Genomic DNA, 18,682 nt, shown 5'->3' with positions numbered 1-18,682 from the left:
ATGGTATGCTTTAAACACATAAATCACCTGTGTAAAGGGGACACCACATGTTAACGATACGCTCCAGCTTTTATTGTATTAGTTTGCTTCTGCTGCTTATCAGCGGCTGCAGTGATGAACCGCCTGTTTTTGAAGATGCCGCTCTTGAAAAAGCGGTTCTTGAGAATGTACCTGCAGAAAATCCTGAAAATATTTCTCAGGAAAGTATGAATTCTCTCACTGTCCTTTCCAGTGAATATCCTGTTACTTCCCTCAATGGAATTGAATCTTTTTCAGCTTTGGAAAAACTCCACCTTCCTGAGGCCGAAATTGAAAATGCTTCCGCCCTTCTTGAACTGGAACATATTAATGAAATAAATATCGGATCCGTAATGTTGGATCAGGCGCAACAGGACTCCTCCATAGAAGTTCTGCTGGAACTTAAAAACAAAGGCGTTAATACAGCCGTCCCTTCTTTTCATTATTCGGACAATCTCCATGAAGGTCCTTCGGAAGGAATTCTCTATGAAATTACACACGATGGAAATACAATGTATTTATTCGGCTCTATTCATGCCGGGACCGAAGACTTTTACCCTCTCCGCTCAAAAGTGGAAAATGCATATAAAGAGGCAGACCAGCTGGCCGTGGAATATGATATAACTGTGGAAGAACCTCCTGAGTTGGAAGAAGCCTGGATGGAGTCATTATACGACGGAGAATTTTCTTTATATGAGGAAATGGAGGAGGATTCAGCCAAAGAGTTGAAAAACCTCCTCAGCAGGAATCACATAGACAGCTCGGTGCTTGCAAATGCAGATCCCTGGCTCGTTTCTCTCATCATTTCCGACCTCGCTTTGGAGAAAAGCTCTTTCACTCCTGAATACGGGGTGGATCTTTATTTCCTGGAAAAAAGCCACACGAGAAACCTGTCTGTAATCAGTCTTGAAACGCCTTCCGATCAGCTTCGTTATATGGACGAGCAGCCTTTCGATGAACAGCTCACCGACCTTGAGAAACAGATCGAAACGCTCGATACTTATGAAGAAGATTTAAACATACTGAGCGAAGCCTGGAAAAAAGGAGATATCGATTTCTTCCGTTTTCTGAGAACATTCGACGAGCAGACGGAACATCTCGGAATGGACGAGCGGGACGAAATGATGGCCGAAAAACTTGCAAATCTGTTGAACGAGAATGGCAGTTTCACGACCTTTGTCGTCGTAGGTTCGCTGCATCTGGCTGGAGAGAACAGTATTCCTTCATTGCTCGAAGAGGAGGGTTTTAAAGTACAGCGGCACGATTAACTGCGTATTTATAAAAAAATGCTTAAAACTGCTTGGAAAGCCAGGTACGATTGAAATAAAAATGATCATATAGATACAGTGATAGAATGGAAAAGTTTAGGATCGATGGAAAAGCCTGCATGACAGTGGTTGTCATGCAGGCTTTTCCTTACTTCAGCACCTGTAATCGTATGGCAGAACCCGGCTATTCCGGACGTTCGAGTTCAAAGATTTTCCCCAGTTTTGCATACTGCTTTCCACCGAGGCGCGAGACAGGCTGCAGTTTATCTGTACGAACCCTGCCCTCGCTTAAAAGCTTGTCTTCTGCGTAATAGCTTACGATCCTGCCGATAATAACGTCCGTGGCGGAATCCTCCCCTTCAAATACGAGATGTTTCTCCAGCCGGCATTCCATCCGAACCGCCGTTTCTTTGATCGATGGCACTCCTACCTTACTGCTCACAGTTGGTGTAAGACCCGTTTTTTTGACTTCACTTTCTTCAGGCTTCAAGTTTGCAGACGTTTCGTTTACCTGCTTTACATTATCTTCGTCTGTTACATGCACTACAAATTCTTCAGTCTGCAGAATATTTCGTGAAGTGTCCTTCTGTATTCCCTGTTTTCTTCCTATAGACACGGAAATAAGCGGTGGGTCTGCAGAAATAATATTAAAATAGCTGAATGGAGCAGCGTTGATAATTCCTTTTTCCGACATTGAAGTAATAAAAGCAATCGGTCTAGGTGTTACGATCGAAGTCAGCAGGCGGTAATTTTCTTTTTTGTTAAGATCTTTAGGATCGATGACGGTCATAAAAACTATTCTCCCTTCTTTTTAACATAAAAAGATCGGGCTTCTTCTACTTCCTCACGTGTTAACTGATGTCCCTGATCTGCCCAGTAAAGCTTCACGTCAGCTCCGGCTTCCTGCAGATGCTTGTGCAATTCTTCCGTTTCTTCCGGAGCACAGATTGGATCATTGGAACCGGCGCCAATAAAGACCGGCAGCCCTTTCATATCCGGCAGGTCTATTCCTCTTCTTGGAACCATAGGGTGAAACAAATAAGCTTGTTTAAGCGGATTTTCGTAGTGATAAAGCAGGCTCGCTGCAATGTTGGCTCCATTGGAATAACCAACTGCCGTTACGTTCTCCCGTTCAAATCCGTAATCCTGAGATGCCTGATCAATAAAGTTATGAAGTTCTCCTGTGCGGAATATCAGATCCGCTTCATCGAAAACGCCCTCCTGCAGTCGGCGGAAAAATCGGTTCATTCCGTTTTCATCCACGTTTCCTCTTACGCCCAGGACGGCAGCGTCCGGGTCGATCATTTCTGCAAGCGGCAGCAGGTCTTCCTCATTTCCTCCTGTCCCATGCAGTAATAAAAGAACTTCCTGACTCCCGTTTTTCGGTTCATGATAAATATGCTTCATTGTTCATTCTCCTCTCTATTTCACTATAAAAAAGTAAGTTACCTATCCAGTATATGCCCTTTTCTCCCTTTTCGGCAAACATGAAATTCCTTTTCTTTTCAAAATCGGTTTTATTGTTCTGAATAAGATAATAGGATATCATATATTTGAAAACGCTCTCAAAATTTAGAGACACCTAGTAAAAAAAGGAGGAATCATTGATGAAAGCAGTAGAATCACTTATGGTAAATGAATTTACAGATGGCATACTCGACCCGCAGAAAGAAATGCTGGGACCCGTAAAGAACGGCGGACATATTATCGCCAATACGACTCCCGGATGCTGGGGTCCTATGATTACCCCTTGTTTAAAAGGCGGACACGAAGTAACAAAACCAGTTTACGTCGAAGGGGCCGAAGTCGGGGACATGATAGCCGTGCATATAAAATCGATCCGTGTCACCTCGATCGCCACGGCTTCAGGAAATGACGCTCCTGTCGAAGGAAGATTTCACGGAGATCCTTTCGTTGCAGGAAAATGTCCCGACTGCGGAACGATGAATCCACAGACGGTAATTAAAGGAATTGGCCAGGAATCGATCCGCTGTGCCGAGTGCGGAGCCGATGTAACTCCTTTTCGATTTACGAATGCCTACACAATTGCTTTTGATGATGATAAAAAAGTCGGCATTACTCTCGATAAAGACGGTGCCGAAAAAACGGCACACAGCGGACATTACTACATGGCCACCCCGGAAAATTCAATCCAGAATCCGATCGTCACTTTTGCCCCGCATGACCTTCAAGGAGTTATAGGCAGACTGCGCCCGTTTCTCGGTCAGCTTGGTACAACACCGTCACGTGCTATCCCGGACTCCCATAATGCCGGGGATTTTGGATCCTTTTTAATTGGTGCTCCTCATGAATACACGTTGACAAGCGAAGAACTCGAAGACCGCACCGACGGACACATGGATATTAACCGTGTCCGTGAAGGCGCGGTGGTTCTCTGCCCCGTAAAAGTTCCCGGCGGCGGTATTTACCTCGGCGATATGCATGCGATGCAGGGTGACGGCGAAATTGCCGGCCACACAACCGATGTATCCGGTATAGTCACCCTGCAGGTAAGTGTTATTAAAGGAGTTGGTGCAGAAGGACCTGTACTGCTGCCGGTGAAAGAAGATCTTCCCTACCTTGCACGCCCGTTTTCCAATGAAGAATTAAAGCGTGCAGAAAATCTGGCTGAAACGTGGAATATGAAGAGTAATTTAGAAAGCTCTCTTCCTCTCTCCTTTGTAGGAACGGGTGCGACGTTAAACGAAGCTACTACGAACGGAATGGAACGTGCAGCAGCTCTGCTCGGAATAAGTGTTCCTGAAGTGATGAACAGATCCACAATTACAGGATCCATTGAAATAGGCAGGCATCCCGGCGTTGTCACAGTAACCTTCCTCGTTCCGGAAACTCATTTAAAAAATCTGAACCTTCTGGACCTTGCACGAAGACAGTACACTTATAAAGAATAGCTCCTTTTCTCACATTGCCACCGCTTTGTCTGTCATGTAAACTGAGAACAGATATTCTCAACAAAGATTGGTGGCGCCTTATGTTAGCTGAAGCTCAGGATAAACTAAAACAGCATTACGGACATGAAACATTCCGTCCGGGCCAGTCCGCTGTCCTCGAACGGCTGTTTGAAAATAAAAATACAATGGGCATGATGCCTACAGGCGGCGGGAAATCAGTTTGTTACCAGATCCCGTCGCTTCTTATGCCTGGAATCACCGTCGTTATTTCTCCCCTGATTTCCTTAATGAAAGACCAGGTCGATGAACTGAAAGAAGCAGGAATTGATGCTACTTTTATTAACAGCAGCCTCTCCGCCGAAGAAACGTCAGCTGCCATGGACGAAATTCGTCTCGGCCTGCAGAAACTCATCTATGTAGCTCCTGAACGCCTCGAAGCTCCCAGCTTTCTGCGGATGCTTCAGCGTCTCCCGGTTTCGATGATTGCCGTCGATGAAGCTCATTGTCTTTCCCAATGGGGACACGACTTCAGGCCGAGTTATATGAGAATTCCCGAGCTTGTACAGTCGCTGCCCCAGAAACCGGTCGTTCTGGCTCTTACAGCCACTGCCACCCCCGAAGTCTCCGACGACATATGCAGGGCGCTTGAAATTAACAAGGAAAACGTCGTGAAAACCGGCTTTGCCCGGAAAAATCTTTCGTTCCATGTCATAAAAGGGGCTGACCGCGACCACTACGTAGCAGATTATGTACAAAGAAACCCGGAAGCCTCAGGAATAATTTACTGCGCCACCCGCAAGGAAGTTGAGCGGATGTACGAATCTCTCCGCAAAAAGGGAGCTTCCTGCGGAAAATATCACGGAGGAATGTCGCAGGACGAACGACGTAATATGCAGGAACAATTTGTTTATGATGTCACGAAAGTGATGGTCGCAACTAATGCTTTCGGTATGGGTATTAACAAATCCAACGTCCGTTTTGTTTTTCACCGCAACATGCCACGTAATATTGAAAGCTATTATCAGGAGGCAGGCCGGGCAGGCCGCGATGGTGTCCCGAGTGACTGTGTGCTTCTCTTTTCGCCGCAGGACGTGCAGATTCAACAGTTTTTAATTGATCAATCCCAGATGTCCGAAGAACGCAAGACTCAGGAATACGAAAAATTACAGATTATGACGCATTACTGCCACGCTGAAAGCTGTCTGCAGCGATATATGCTCCAGTACTTTGGAGAAACAGACACTGAAGACTGCGGGCGCTGCTCTGAGTGCGTCGATGACAGGGAACTGGAAGACATTACTAAAGAAGCACAGATGGTTTTTTCCTGTATTAAACGAATGGGAGAAAGATTCGGAAAGACGATGGTAGCTCAGGTGCTTACCGGTTCCATGAACAAAAAAGTAAAGGACCTTCGTTTTCACCAGCTGTCTACCTTCGGACTGATGAAAACACGCACCCAAAAAGATGTCGCTCAGCTAATCGACTTTCTCGCAGCCTCAGACTATCTTCGTTTAAGCGGGGGAAATTATCCGGTTCTTCAGCTGACAGACCGCGTCCTCCCGGTTCTGAAAGGAGATACACCGGTCACACGTAAAATGGTGAAACGGCCGGAGAAAGTATCTGCTGATCATCCGCTCTTTACAGTCCTCCGCGAACTTCGGACCTCCCTGGCAAAAGAACACGGTGTGGCTCCTTATATGGTCTTTTCCGATCAGACGCTTCACGATATGTGCCGCAGGCTCCCGCAGACAGAAGCAGAAATGCTCGACGTACGGGGCGTCGGTCAAAACAAAATGGATACTTATGGTTCTTACTTTCTGCGGGCTGTGCAGTCCTATGCCCCCGGGACAAGTTCCGAAACGGACACTCCCCGCTCTAAATCAAAAAGCTACGAGGAAACAGCCGCCTTATATAAAGAAGGTTTCACAGTCGATGACATTTGTGCCAGACGGAGTATAAAAGAAGTAACTGTAAAAAGCCACCTTTTTGAAGCTGTGGAAGATGGAGTCGAACTGGATTTGACTCCGCTTATCAACAAAAATCATAAAGACGAAATTCAGGAGGCAATCGACCGCATTGGCCTCGAGAACGGTTTAAAGCCTTTAAAAGAAGCCGTATCAGAAGAAGTCGATTATTTCACGATAAAACTTGTCGCAAATGAATACATTTGAGAAAGTGGAAGTTTCACGACTGCCTGAAAAAATGCTTTTCTTTGATAAAGATAAGATAGAAGCGACCTGCCGCAGACAGGTGGCTTCTCAGAGTGTTGATTAAGTAAAGAAAGAAGTTTATTTATTCTATTCCTTGCATTTTCTCCTACGCTTACCGGCGGAAGCCTGCCGTGGGGCTTGTCTTCAGCTATTTCCAATGCCTGGCTGCATTGGAAAGGATCTTCAGACTGCGCTTTAATCCCACTGGCGTCCCCGCCGGACACTGCAGAGAAAATCACTTTTTTTATAGGAAAAACCTGTATGAAGTACGCTTGTTTTCGCAGCAAAGTCTTTCTTTTTGTTCAGATGCTGGAGCTGTAGAAGGTGACTCCGGAAGAATGATTCTTTGTTTTATGAAAAGGAGGTCAGCTGAGAGAGTTCCCTCCGGAAATCGACTCTTCGAAAGTGGAAACAGCCAACTATATACTTATACAGGAAGAATTACTTTGTAAACAGCCTAAGAAGCCACCTGCCGCAGACAGGTGGCTTCTATTTTTTAGCTGTTTTAAATTCTGTGGTTCTTACGCACGTTTTGGGAAAACAAATTATATCTGACATAAAAAGCTAATTTAACCCTTAAAACTTCTTTCATTTAAGCCCGGCCCACCAACTTTTAATGTGAAGTTACCTTCTGTAACCGTAAGTCGGAAAGCCTAGTTCCCCTTTTTGCGTAAGAGTTAAGTCTGTTGTTGATATAAAAAAACTTCGCTTCAACCCGGCAGGCTTGCCGTGGCGGAAGAGCCGCAGGCCCTCTAAAAACATCACGGACCTTTAACAGAGACACTCATGCAAAAGCTTTGCGCCATGAGGCATGAAAATGGCCTTCTATAGGAATGGATACCCCATCTATACATTTGGAATCAATGATATCCAGAAGAGGTTTTCTTTATTAGATAGCAGATGCTGCTCGGTCTTTTTTACCGTAAGCTGTAGTGGAGATGGGGCGACTCCGGGGCGATCAAGGACGAGCCCCACTCCGCCCGACCGCAGGGGAGGACGGAATTAGCTGAGGCCGGCCCGCCCGGAAAGCGTCCCCATGGAAACGAAGGCGTACGCTTATCGCTTCACTACTCTATTTTCAAAGTAGCCTTCGTTTATTAACGGTTAGCTGTGTTAAAGTCTCGTATTGATACATACAGAAAACTCCGCTCCGGCCCGACCGGGAAGTGGCCCCATGGAAACGAAAGCGTACGTCTATCGCTTATCTCTTTTGTTTTCAAGGCAGCCTCTTTTTTAATTCAGTGATGCCTTCCCGGTCCCGGTAGACGCATGAAAAGGACAGCCTCCTGTTTTCCTATTTCTATAGAAAAAATTCGGCGTTTTTACTGTGTTATCGTATTCGTTATGAAATATGGAAACAGAAGCCGGGGACAGAGGCGGAATCAGCCACGTCCACTCTCCCGTAACTTCTCTGCCGCTTCTTTTTTCCCTTTCGCAGAAAATGCGAAACTGTTCAGCGGCGGTGTGATGGTCTACTATGCTGACCTCTGCTTCCGAAAAAGAATGAAGCACCGCTCTGTTTAGTTCCACCAGCGCCCGGTCCTTCCAAAGTCCTGCCGCCTTCTGTGTATCAAGTCCGAAAACTTCCGCTGTCTCCTTCAGTTTATTATAGCGGAATGGATCGGCAAGGTTCCTGGCCCCGATTTCCGTTCCCATGTACCATCCGTTGAATGGGGCAGCACCATATATTATTCCTCCAATCTCCAATTCCATGTCACTTATAACCGGTATCGCATACCATTTTAAACCGAGCGAGGAGAATGCTTCGACCTCCGGATGCGTAAAAACTATTTCCTGCACGTCTTCATTTTTATCGAGTTCAAACAGACTTACTTCCCCACGATTATTTTTCAACATTAATGGCAGAACGTCAAAGTCAGTACCTTCCCCTTTCCATCCTAAAGTTTCCGCAGTTTTTGTCAGTTCCAAGGAAGCTGGATCTCCCACCCCGCTCTCGTATCCTGCATAGCGGACGAGCTGGTGATTCAAGAATCGAAACGGATCTTCCTCTTCTGCGTTCCTCTGGGGGAAAATGGTAACAGCAGGTCGAATTTTCCCTTTATTCCACGCAAATTGAAGATGTCTCCGGGCGGCATCAGCCATTTCTTCAAAAGTTTTTGTCTCCCTGGCATCAAAAACGTGAAGGCTTTCCCAAAACAGCCGTCCTACACATTTATTGGAGTTTCTCCACGCTGTTCTCACTCCATAGGCGAGTTCTTCATACGTATGTTCATAAGTCCCGGAAACAGCAATTTCCGTGTATATTTCCTTCATCCTTCGCTGCCCTTTTTCGTAATCTTCCAGTTCTTCATAGCATTGTTTGATAAAAGATGCTGCCTTCATTTCCAGCTGATTCACTGTACGTACCTTCCCTTCTGTTGCTTCCCTGTTTAATATGATAGTATAGAAGGAATAGAGAAAAGAGCAAGAGTTCTTTCCTTTGTTCACAAATTCATCATGTTTACCACTAGGGGTGCTTCAAGCTGAGACAGGTTTACGCCTGATCCCTTTGAACCTGATCTGGTTTATACCAGCGTAGGAAAGTGGAACGACTTATCGAGCCGTTCCCTGCCTCTCGAGCCAGGAACGGTATTTTTTATTTTAATCCGCAGCTTAAGAAATAACTGAATAGTCTAATCATTAGCAGTCTGTTTTTGAATTTGTTTTAGGACGACTCGAAAACACTTTGGAGTCCAGTCGAAAAAGAAAGTCACAGGATCCAGAGGTACGCAGGTCCTCCTAAGATCTCCAGCAGAGCAGAGTTGCAGGTAAGTTTCCTGTAATAATCAAAAACGAATATTTTAGAATCGCTTTACTCTAAAAAGATTGTTAATGGAAACCGGGCCCAATTCAAAAACCGATCTACTACGCAGAAAGGATGTTTTTCATGCCTGATCCAATTTTATTAAGAAAAAAAATCCGCGAAACTTCCCCGCTCATTCACAACATTACCAATGTGGTCGTAACTAATTTTACCGCCAACGGACTCTACGCTCTCGGAGCAAGTCCTGTCATGGCTTATGCCCTGGAAGAAGTGAAAGATATGGCCAAAATTGCCGGGGCTCTCGTCCTGAATATAGGTACGCTTTCCAAACAGACAAACGAAGCAATGCTTGCTGCAGGACATTCAGCAAACGAGCAGGGCATCCCTGTTTTTCTGGATCCTGTCGGTGCAGGCGCAACTCCTTTCCGGACGGAGTCTGCGAAAACACTGCTCAAGGAACTAAATATTTCGGTTATCCGCGGCAACGCAGGTGAAATTGCAAACCTTTCTTCTTCTCCTGTGGCGATGCGCGGAGTAGATTCGACTGCTGAACTGAAAGATGCGAAAAAAACCGCAGAATCGACAGCTCTGGAATGGCAGACCATCGTATGTATGACAGGAGAACAGGACATCATAACAGATGGCCGCTCGACTTTTATTGTTTCCAATGGAACGGAAATGCTTACGAAAATTACTGGTGCCGGCTGTCTCTTGACTTCTGTCGCCGCAGCTTTCTCGAGTGTGGAAAAGAATGCCCTGGAAGCAGTGACTGCCGCCTGTGCGTTTTACGGAGCATCAGCAGAAGCCGCTGCCGAGAGACAATCTTTTTCAGGTCCGGGACATTTCCAGGTGCACCTGCTCGACATGATAGATCAGATTTCCGATGAGGATTTACAGAACAGAATCCAGATTCATAAAGAGGAGGAGTAAAACGATGACTTATACTAAAGCTTTAACCATTGCAGGGTCTGACAGCGGAGGCGGAGCAGGAATCCAGGCCGATCTAAAAACTTTTCAGGAGCTTGAGGTATACGGAATGAGCGCTATTACTGCTCTGACTGCGCAGAATACGGTTGGTGTTCAGGGGGTTTATCCTGCTTCTACGGAAGCGCTGCATGCCCAGATTGAATCTGTTTTGTCGGACATAGGGGCTGACGCCATTAAAACCGGTATGCTGTATGATGAAGAACGAATCGATATCGTGGCTTCTTTTGCGAAAAAAAGCAATTTCCCTCCGTTGATTGTAGACCCGGTCATGATTTCCACGTCCGGCACCCCTCTCCTGAAGGAAGAGGCGAAACAAGCAATGATGGAAAAGCTGTTTCCACATGCAGTTTTAATCACTCCAAATATTCCAGAAGCGGAAGCGATGACAAATATATCCGCTTCGTCTTTAAAAGCCAGAAAAGATATAGCAAGAGAACTGCTTACTTTCGGTTCCGAAGCGGTGCTTATTAAAGGAGGCCATGAAGAGGACGCAGACGAAATTACGGATATTTTGTTCGACGGGGCTGAATTTCACTACTTTACTTCACCGAAGATTTCTACTTCCCACACCCACGGTACGGGATGCACGTTCGCTGCTGCAATAACGGCTTATACTGCCATGGGGAAATCCATGCATGATGCTGTGCGTGCAGCAAAGATTTTTGTTTATCAGGCTCTTTCCAGAGCGGAAACTATCGGTTCAGGAGCCGGTCCAGTTTACCATGCAGCCCACCGGACGGCTGAAGGAGCTCCTGTGAAAATGGAGGTTGAAAGGGAATGAAATTTACTCCCCCTCAGCTCTCTGTATATTTTATAGCGGGCACCCAGGATGTTTCACGGCCGCTGAGAGAGGTGCTTGTTGAGGCTGCCATCGGTGGCATTACGATGTTTCAGCTCCGTGAGAAAGGATCCGGCAGTATACAGGAGGAAGATAAAAGACTAGCTTTGGCTCTTGAATTAAAGCAGGTATGCCATGAATACGGCATTCCGTTCATTGTAAATGACGATGTGGAGCTGGCTTTAGCCAGCGGCGCCGACGGACTTCATGTCGGCCAGGAGGACCTTCAGGCGGCAGACGCACGGTCGAAAATAGGCAGCAGCCTCATCTTGGGCGTTTCCGCTTACACGTCAGAGGAAGCAGAACAGGCAGTGAGGGATGGCGCAGATTATATCGGTGTAGGCCCTATGTATGCAACGAGGTCCAAGGAAGATGCCAAGGCCGTCGTTGGCCCGGAGCGAATTGAAGAAATGCGCAGAAATGGAATTACTATTCCTATTACAGCAATCGGAGGCATAGCTGCGGAACACGTAAAAACAATTATTTCCTCCGGAGCTGAAGGAGTATCCGTTATTTCAGCTATTACCGCTGCCGAGTCCCCGGAAAAAGCAGCCGCAGCATTCCTTGCGGAAATACAAAAAGCTGCTATGTAGGTTAAAACAAATGAACTGGCCAAGCGTGCTTATTTCTCTAAATGAAGATGTGATATCGTAGTTTTAAAAGGAAATACTGCAGAAGCAGAGCATTTAATAACTCATCACAGGAAAAGCACACTCTGCAGCCGGAGAAGAAATGGTTCGACTCCCGGGCACGATCCGAAGATCCATTCTGCTCCACCTAAGGAAGGAATTAGCTGAGGACGTTCTGCTCCGAAAATGTTCCCATGGATAGAATAGAATCTATTTCATTAGCCACTGTAAAAAAGGGATTTCCGAACGTTGTAAATGATTTTCACTTCAGACGGACGCTTTCCACGGGGCTTGTCGTCATCCCGACGGAGCCGCCGTCTGCCGCTTCAATCATCCGGATTTATATAGGAATAGTTACATTATTAATTGATAAACTGTCCGTTAAAATAACTTAAAAAGTATATTATGAAATTGATTCAATAGATATAAGATCATATAAAAAGAGGCTGCCCTCCTGATTTTTTGGGCAGCCTCTTTTTTAATTAAGCTGTGTTAAAGCATTCTGTTGTTAATAAATACAGAAAACTCCGCTTCAACTCGGCAGGCTTGTCGTGGAGGAGATTTCCAGCTTCCTCAGGCTTACGCCCTGCGGGATCTTCCAATCTCCTTCTTCCACAGGCGTCCGCCGGTTTCCGTTTCGTTGTAATTTTCCAATACAGGAAGCCCGCTGGTTGAATCAAGAAGGGATCAAGATAGAAACAGTGCCAAGGTGATGTTTCAAGACGCCTGCGGAAAAAGAAAGCGGGAAGATCCTCCCGGACGCAAGAGAAGCCGCATGCTTTCTCCGTGGCAGGCGGAATCCAATAACAACACGGAGCTTTAACAGAGACACTCATGCAAAATCCTTGCACCATGAGGGATGAAAATGTCCTTCTATGAGAATGGAGCTTTCTCTTTATACAAGTAGAATGAATAATGATCAAACGGGATCTTCGTTATTAGAAGGCAGATCCTGATCTGTATTTCTTACCGTAAGCTGGAGTGGACATGGGGCGGCTCCGGGGCGATCAAGGACGAGCCGAAGATCCATTCCGCACGACCGCAGGGAGGTCGGAATTAGCTGAGGCCGGCCCGCCCGGAAAGCGTCCCCATGGAAACGAAAGCGCACTTTCATCGCTTCAATACTTTATTTTCAAGGCAGCCTTTTATTATTAAAACTCATCCGCTTATATAACGCTGATAGAGTCCCAGCGCTTCTGTTTCTTCATTCGTATCGTGAATTAATGCTCTCCCGTCCTGAAACAGTACGATCCTCTTGTTTTCAATTACGACCTGCATCAGATAGCTGTTTGTTTTTGGATGAAAAGGAGCTAGTGTCCGCTTAAGTGTTTCGAAACTCACTGAATGGACAGGGCGTATCTGAACGGTATCACGTCCGCAGAGCACCGCCGTTCTCGTCTGATTACCGGCCTGCAGATAAGGGTATTCAGGTTCCTTGCCGCAGGATGGACAGCTTTCATCCTTAAGCCTGTTTACGCCGATCTTTCTCGTTTCATTTGTCCACACATCGAACTGAATCAGCTCATCTCTCATTGCCTCCCTGCTTCCGGAAAGGTACTTCAGAGCTTCTGTCGTCTGATAGGAAGCAACAATCTGCACAGCCGGGGAAATAACCCCTGCTGTATCACACGTATCTCCCCCGGAAGGCACCGCTCCCATGATGCAGGAAAGGCAAGGTTTTTTCCCCGGGAGAACCGTATAGGAGAGGCCGTAGCTGGAAACGCAGGCCCCGTAGATCCAGGGAATACCGTATTTTTGCGAGGCATCATTTATGACCATCCGGGTAGCAAAATTATCAAGGGCATCAATAATGAGATCTGCGTTCTGGAACTGCTCAAACGTTTTTGGAGTGACATCTTCAATAATGCCCCTTATTTTAACGTCTCCATTTACCTGTCTCAAACGTTTTTCTGCAGCTGCTGCTTTCGGCATCCTCTCGTCCGCGTCGGCTTCAGTATAGAGCTGCTGGCGCTGCAGGTTTGAATATTCAACATAGTCACGGTCAAAGATCGTAATATTTCCTACCCCTGCTCGGACAAGCATTTCGGCCGAAGCACTGCCGAGAGCTCCGGCACCTATAATTAATACGTGCGCTTCCGCAAGTTTCTGCTGCCCTTCTTTTTTGATGCCGTAAAATAATTCCTGTCTTGAATAGCGGTCATTCATTTACTTGGACTCACTCCTTCTACTGGACTGCTCGGAGAAGCCAGCTCCGCTTTAGGAATTCTGCCGGCTTCATACCCTGCTCTGCCTGCCTGAACAGCAAGTTTCATCGCTTCTGCCATCTGTACCGGCCTCCCGGCTTTTGCGACAGCGGAGTTGAGCAGAATTCCGTCTGCTCCAAACTCCATCGCTTCTGTAGCATCTTTCGGACTGCCAAGCCCTGCATCGACAATGATTGGCACCTCGGCCTGTTCAATAATCTTCCGCAGATTATAAGGATTGATGATCCCCAGTCCGGAGCCGATTGGTGAAGCTGCAGGCATTACAGCATGACAGCCTGCTTCCTGCAGTTTTCGTGCAAGAACGACATCGTCAGAGGTATAGGTAAGAACTGTAAAACCTTCTGCGAGCAGCTCTTCTGATGCTTTTAACGTTTCCACCGGGTCTGGCAGCAGTGTTTTTTCACAGCCTATCACTTCAACTTTTACCATATCACACAGTCCCGTTGCCTGCGCGAGTTTTGCAGTTCTTACTGCCTCTGCTGCATTTTTAGCGCCCGCTGTATTTGGAAGCAGCTTATACCTGCTGAGATCAATTCCTTCAAATGCATCGGTGCTGCCTTCTTCAATCGACATCCGGCGTACAGCAAACGTCAGTACTTCTGTTGCAGAAGCTTCCACAGCTTCCTTCTGCACCTGACTGTTTTCATATTTTCCTGTACCCAGCATCAATCTTGAAGATAATTCAAACGAACCAATGTTAAGCACGATTAACCGCCTCCTACAAAATGTACGATCTCAATTTGATCGCCTTCTTCTAAATATGCTTCGTTCCACTCTTTTCTCCCTAGAATCTCTCCATTTTTCTCGACCGCTATTCTTAACGGGTCAATTTTATATTCTTCAAGCAGATCACGTATCGTCTTTACATTTTGACCCAGTGCGTAATCTTTCCCGTTCATATGAATGTGCATTAGTGTTCCTCCTTTTCGGACACATAAAATAAAGCTCATTATTTTCTCCGAATATGCTCCTGCTTATCTCTTTCCCTGTCAACCCGGACATTAAAATCCCATTTCGATAGTGACCGGAAATAACGTATAAGTTCTTTTCCAGCTCTCCAGCGAAGGGGATTCCATCCGGACTTTTCGGCCTGACCCCGGCCCATATCTCCTGGACTGGGGCTTCCCGGAGCGAAGGAATAATTCGGCATGCTTCTTCAATGAGCCAGCTGACAGCCCCCGCACGAACGGTCTTTGTGTAATCCCCCTCCGTTTCTGTAGCTCCGATAATAATTCGTCCATCTTTTTTAGGGACCATGTATATCTGGGGAGCTACGATTGTTGATATGAAAGGCTGAACCTTTGGTTTTACAGCAACACATTCACCTTTGACTGGAATCATATCCGGCATTGCATACCCTAGACTCCGTCCGGTCCCGTGCGAAAGAATAACTTTCCCCGCTGATAATTCCCTGTCTTCTGTAACGACTGTCCAATTTTCTCCTCTTCTTTTTATATCTTTAACAGACGTATATTCAAGAAGGACAGCACCATTATTAAGGGCCGCTTTTTTTAATGCGGAGACATATCTTCGTGCATCCACCTGAGCTTCATGTGGGAAAAAAGCAGCACCTTCCAGATGGAACGCTCCAGCTTCAGGGACAGCGTGGACAAGATCACTTCTATCTGCAGCTATTACTTCTTCTCCTTCTTTCCGATGAAAAGTCATCAGTTCCTCAAGATCTCCTTTCTCTTCGCTCGTAAATGCCAGCTTCCATGCTCCTTCCTTTCTGTAGTGAACAGATTGCTGCGAAGCTTCTTCCAGCTGGGTGGAAAATGATTCAAAATAATTTCTGCCTTCCACAGCAAAGTGAAACAATTCTTTTGTCTGATGTTTCTCTGTCTGCGCACCGAGCATACCTGCAGCAGCATCAGAAGCTCCCTTGCCAGCTTCTCTTTCATCAAGAATAAGGACCTCAGCTCCACGGGAAGCGAGGTGATAAGCTGCCGAAAGCCCGTTCACTCCTGCACCTGCAATAACAACATCGTACATATTACCATCTGCTCCTTTCTCTATAGGAAGCGGCGGCTCCCCGTGGATCATTCGCATAAAAAATTCCTGAGATAACAGCTGCTCCTGCTGCCCCGGCATCTGCAGTTTCACGCACCCTCTCCGGTGTAATCCCTCCTACGGCAATAACCGGGACGGAAACCATTTTTACAACTTCTGTAAGTTTTTTTAATCCGACTCCTTGGACACCGGTTTTTGAGCGGGGCTCATAAACCGGCCCAAATATAATATATTCCGCTCCTGCTTCGTCTGCTTTTCCGGCGCTCTCCAAACTGTGCACGGAGACACTTCCTTTACGTTGTCCCAGCCTGGGAAGCTCGTGCTCCGGATAGTGAATTTTTCCGTTCCAGTTTTTCCATCCTGCTGTTTTTGTATTCAAAATAATTTGGCGGGGATCCCCTCCCGCTTCTGTAAATAAATATAACGCTCTTTCTGTATCCTCGTTCTTCCATTCAGGTTCTCTCAGATGCAGAAAATCAACATGCCTGCTGATCTTCAGAGCCTTTTCTACCCAGAGCCTGTGACTGATGTTTCCCGGGGACAGAGCATGAAGTTTCATAGACATTCTCCTCTGGTAAAATGTCGTGCAGACTCGTCGGCGTTTTGGAAGAGTGTTTTTAAATCCTGTGAGCGGATTTAAATCTCATTATCCAAAACATCTGCTTTTTTATCCGTTTTATTAAGAAAAGATTGCCACCATTAAAAAAGCCGCTTCCTTTTTCAGGAAGCGGCTGTTAGTTACCGATAGGGTGGTGCATTATCAGCTTTCGCGTCACTTCCCTACGCCAGTATAAACTGGATCAGGTTCTGGGAGTCCCGAAGCAGCACTTCGATCTCAGCCTTTAAGAAAGGCACCTCCAGTGATCAACTATTTAATTTGTTACGTTTACTTTATACGGTTCTCTGTCTATTGTCAAACAATTACCATTCATACTGTTGTATGACGTCCCGTCCCGCTGTCGAAGTATCCCATATCAGTTAATTTCAGTGAAGGAATGACGGGCAGGCACATAAACGACAAAGCAGAAAGCGGGTTGAAATCCCCTGTAAACCCGAGGGATTGAAATCCTTTTTCAACGGAAATCAGATCTTTTACCGCTTCTTCAGCTTTTGCTGTAGACATCAGTCCTCCGAGGGTTAATGAAAAACTCGCTGTCACTTCTCCGTTTTTCACGAGCGCAAGTCCCCCCTGCATTTCTTTAACTGTTTCCACAGCTTTTTTCATATCTTTATCAGTATAGCCGGCAGTCACAATATTGTGGGAATCATGTGCCACAGTCAGAGCAAACGCTCCTTCTTTAAACGTCAGGCCGCGGATAAAACCCAGCCCGATATTCCCCGTATTCTTATGCCGCTCTATTACAGCAAGTTTCATGACGTCATCTTCCGGGGAGGCAAGAAATTCTTCCGCCTGCTTTGGAAGAAGGATGTCTGCTTTTTTAGTTACGATGCTGTTCGGTACATAGTCAATGCAGAGAGCTGTGTCTTTTTCGGCACGTATTTTAAAAGAATCTTCCGTCAATTCCGGTACGTGGACAGATTCTGTTAATGCACGAGGAATTGGATGCTGAGGTGTTTCTGATAATATTTTCCCATCCGCAGCGGTTCGGTGTCCGTCCTGATAAACGTCTTTAATAGTAAAATCATGCAGATCTTCAACGATGAGCAGATCGGCATCATATCCTGGTGCAACCGCTCCTTTTTCATGAAGTCCGAAACATTGGGCGGCATTTATCGTCGCCATCTGCACCGCCATCAGCGGGTCCAATCCACGCTCGACAGCTATACGGATGCTCGCATCAATACTTCCTTCAGTCAGAAGCTCATCGAGGTGTTTATCATCTGTGCAGAATAAGAAACGATGTCCATTTGTTTCCTTTACAGCCGGCAGGAGGGCTTGAAGATCTTTCGCCGCCGAGCCTTCCCGGATCATGACATACATTCCGCGCCGGACACGTTCTTCTGCTTCTTCAGCCGTCGTACACTCATGGTCCGTCAGAATGCCTGCAGCCCGGTAAAGATTTACCTGATGAGGAGTAAATCCTGCGCCATGACCATCCACGTTGCGGGTATGATCGTAGGCATCCTTAATTTTTTTCATCATATCCGGAGAGGCGGATGCTACAGAAGGATAATCCATCACTTCTGCCAGTCCGATGACGCGGGGATGCTCATAAAATTCTCTCAAATCTGCAGCAGTAAGCTCTGCACCGGAGTTTTCAAACGGGGTAGCCGGCACACAGGAAGGGAGCATAAATAAAGCGTTCAAAGGGCTTTTCTCTGAATCATCCAGCATGTACCGGATGCCTTCCTTCCCCGATACATTGGCAATTTCATGAGGATCGGTAATAACTGTCGTCACTCCGTGAGGAACGACTACCTCTCCAAACCGGCTCGGGGAGACCATAGAAGACTCAATATGCACGTGTCCATCAATTAGACCGGGAACGAGATACTTCCCATCCATCTGAATTTCTTCCAGTCCTTCATAAGAGCCTATACCGGCGATTTTCCCTTCTGCAACTGCTACATCTGCTGTTTCTATCTCCCTGGAAAAAACGTTAACTATTCTCGCCTGTTTGAACACAAGATCCGCCTTCTCTTTTCGGTCTGCCACCCGGATCAACCGGCTGCTGCTTCGGTCCTTCATTATTTCCCAGCTCCTTCTACCACTTGTCTTTAGTCTTTATATTATACTGAATTAGAAGTCTGACGTCTATCGCACTTAGGAAAAAGTCTTTTCTTCTCCCCTCAGCGTTTTGTTTTTAACGGGGAATAGTGATAGAATAATCGGAATGTGATTTTATTACGAAAGCCATGT

General features: G+C 46.3%; 15 protein-coding genes and 2 riboswitches. Of the genes, 6 read left to right on the top strand and 9 right to left on the bottom strand.

Going from position 1 to position 18,682, the window contains the following annotated elements; translation table 11 throughout:
* The first annotated feature begins 47 nt into the window (after positions 1-47).
* Positions 48-1,286 (top strand): TraB/GumN family protein, encoded by a 1,239-nt coding sequence (locus FTX54_RS05320; RefSeq protein WP_147804035.1) that lies wholly within the window; start codon positions 48-50, stop codon positions 1,284-1,286.
* Positions 1,287-1,470: 184 nt separating this feature from the next.
* On the opposite strand, the gene FTX54_RS05315 is transcribed toward FTX54_RS05320, so the two are convergent.
* The gene (locus FTX54_RS05315) at positions 1,471-2,076 is read right to left on the bottom strand and encodes a flavin reductase family protein (protein WP_147804034.1); all 606 of its coding nucleotides are present in this window, start codon (positions 2,074-2,076) and stop codon (positions 1,471-1,473) included.
* Between the two features lie 5 nt (positions 2,077-2,081).
* Positions 2,082-2,693 (bottom strand): alpha/beta hydrolase, encoded by a 612-nt coding sequence (locus tag FTX54_RS05310; RefSeq protein WP_147804033.1) that lies wholly within the window; start codon positions 2,691-2,693, stop codon positions 2,082-2,084.
* A 200-nt stretch (positions 2,694-2,893) separates the two neighbouring features.
* Between FTX54_RS05310 and FTX54_RS05305 the strand changes: the two genes are divergently transcribed.
* Together FTX54_RS05305 and recQ are read left to right on the top strand one after the other, a co-directional pair.
* Positions 2,894-4,198 carry an acetamidase/formamidase family protein gene (locus tag FTX54_RS05305; RefSeq protein ID WP_147804032.1) on the top strand — a complete coding sequence of 435 codons (1,305 nt, stop codon included), beginning with the start codon at positions 2,894-2,896 and terminating at the stop codon, positions 4,196-4,198.
* Positions 4,199-4,278: 80 nt separating this feature from the next.
* On the top strand, positions 4,279-6,369 hold the full coding sequence (recQ, locus tag FTX54_RS05300) for a DNA helicase RecQ (RefSeq protein WP_147804031.1): 2,091 nt from the start codon (positions 4,279-4,281) through the stop codon (positions 6,367-6,369).
* A 1,272-nt stretch (positions 6,370-7,641) separates the two neighbouring features.
* Here the strand turns inward: recQ and FTX54_RS05295 are convergent.
* The gene (locus tag FTX54_RS05295) at positions 7,642-8,751 is read right to left on the bottom strand and encodes a nitric oxide synthase oxygenase (protein WP_147804152.1); all 1,110 of its coding nucleotides are present in this window, start codon (positions 8,749-8,751) and stop codon (positions 7,642-7,644) included.
* A gap of 116 nt (positions 8,752-8,867) precedes the next feature.
* A riboswitch (TPP riboswitch) is annotated at positions 8,868-8,967 on the top strand.
* A 328-nt stretch (positions 8,968-9,295) separates the two neighbouring features.
* Here FTX54_RS05295 and thiM point away from each other — a divergent pair.
* The 3 genes from thiM to thiE are packed head-to-tail and all read left to right on the top strand — an operon-like array spanning position 9,296 to position 11,590.
* The gene (thiM, locus tag FTX54_RS05290) at positions 9,296-10,102 is read left to right on the top strand and encodes a hydroxyethylthiazole kinase (protein ID WP_147804030.1); all 807 of its coding nucleotides are present in this window, start codon (positions 9,296-9,298) and stop codon (positions 10,100-10,102) included.
* A 4-nt stretch (positions 10,103-10,106) separates the two neighbouring features.
* The gene (thiD, locus tag FTX54_RS05285; protein ID WP_147804029.1) at positions 10,107-10,940 is read left to right on the top strand and encodes a bifunctional hydroxymethylpyrimidine kinase/phosphomethylpyrimidine kinase; all 834 of its coding nucleotides are present in this window, start codon (positions 10,107-10,109) and stop codon (positions 10,938-10,940) included.
* The gene (thiE, locus tag FTX54_RS05280) at positions 10,937-11,590 is read left to right on the top strand and encodes a thiamine phosphate synthase (RefSeq protein WP_147804028.1); all 654 of its coding nucleotides are present in this window, start codon (positions 10,937-10,939) and stop codon (positions 11,588-11,590) included. Before thiD ends, thiE begins: the two co-directional genes overlap by 4 nt.
* Positions 11,591-12,784: 1,194 nt before the next feature.
* Here thiE and FTX54_RS05275 read toward each other — a convergent pair.
* The 6 genes from FTX54_RS05275 to ade form a co-directional block, all read right to left on the bottom strand.
* Positions 12,785-13,792: a ThiF family adenylyltransferase gene (locus FTX54_RS05275; RefSeq protein ID WP_147804026.1), complete on the bottom strand. Its 1,008-nt coding sequence runs from the start codon at positions 13,790-13,792 to the stop codon at positions 12,785-12,787.
* On the bottom strand, positions 13,789-14,556 hold the full coding sequence (locus tag FTX54_RS05270) for a thiazole synthase (RefSeq protein ID WP_147804025.1): 768 nt from the start codon (positions 14,554-14,556) through the stop codon (positions 13,789-13,791). The genes FTX54_RS05275 and FTX54_RS05270 overlap by 4 nt, the downstream gene beginning before the upstream one ends.
* 2 nt (positions 14,557-14,558) lie before the next feature.
* The gene (thiS, locus tag FTX54_RS05265) at positions 14,559-14,762 is read right to left on the bottom strand and encodes a sulfur carrier protein ThiS (protein WP_147804024.1); all 204 of its coding nucleotides are present in this window, start codon (positions 14,760-14,762) and stop codon (positions 14,559-14,561) included.
* Positions 14,701-15,954: a glycine oxidase ThiO gene (thiO, locus tag FTX54_RS05260; RefSeq protein WP_147804023.1), complete on the bottom strand. Its 1,254-nt coding sequence runs from the start codon at positions 15,952-15,954 to the stop codon at positions 14,701-14,703. The genes thiS and thiO overlap by 62 nt, the downstream gene beginning before the upstream one ends.
* A complete protein-coding gene (locus tag FTX54_RS05255; RefSeq protein WP_187254569.1) occupies positions 15,845-16,420 on the bottom strand; it encodes a thiamine phosphate synthase in 576 nt (191 codons plus the stop codon). Before FTX54_RS05255 ends, thiO begins: the two co-directional genes overlap by 110 nt.
* A gap of 201 nt (positions 16,421-16,621) precedes the next feature.
* A riboswitch (TPP riboswitch) is annotated at positions 16,622-16,730 on the bottom strand.
* A gap of 59 nt (positions 16,731-16,789) precedes the next feature.
* Complete coding sequence (gene ade / locus FTX54_RS05250; RefSeq protein ID WP_147804021.1) at positions 16,790-18,511, bottom strand: adenine deaminase; 1,722 nt, start codon at positions 18,509-18,511, stop codon at positions 16,790-16,792.
* Positions 18,512-18,682: the final 171 nt, after the last annotated feature.

The organism is Alkalicoccus halolimnae (assembly GCF_008014775.2).
Taxonomy (GTDB): Bacteria; Bacillota; Bacilli; order Bacillales; family Salisediminibacteriaceae; genus Alkalicoccus; species Alkalicoccus halolimnae.
This window is presented reverse-complemented; position numbering and strand designations above follow the sequence as displayed.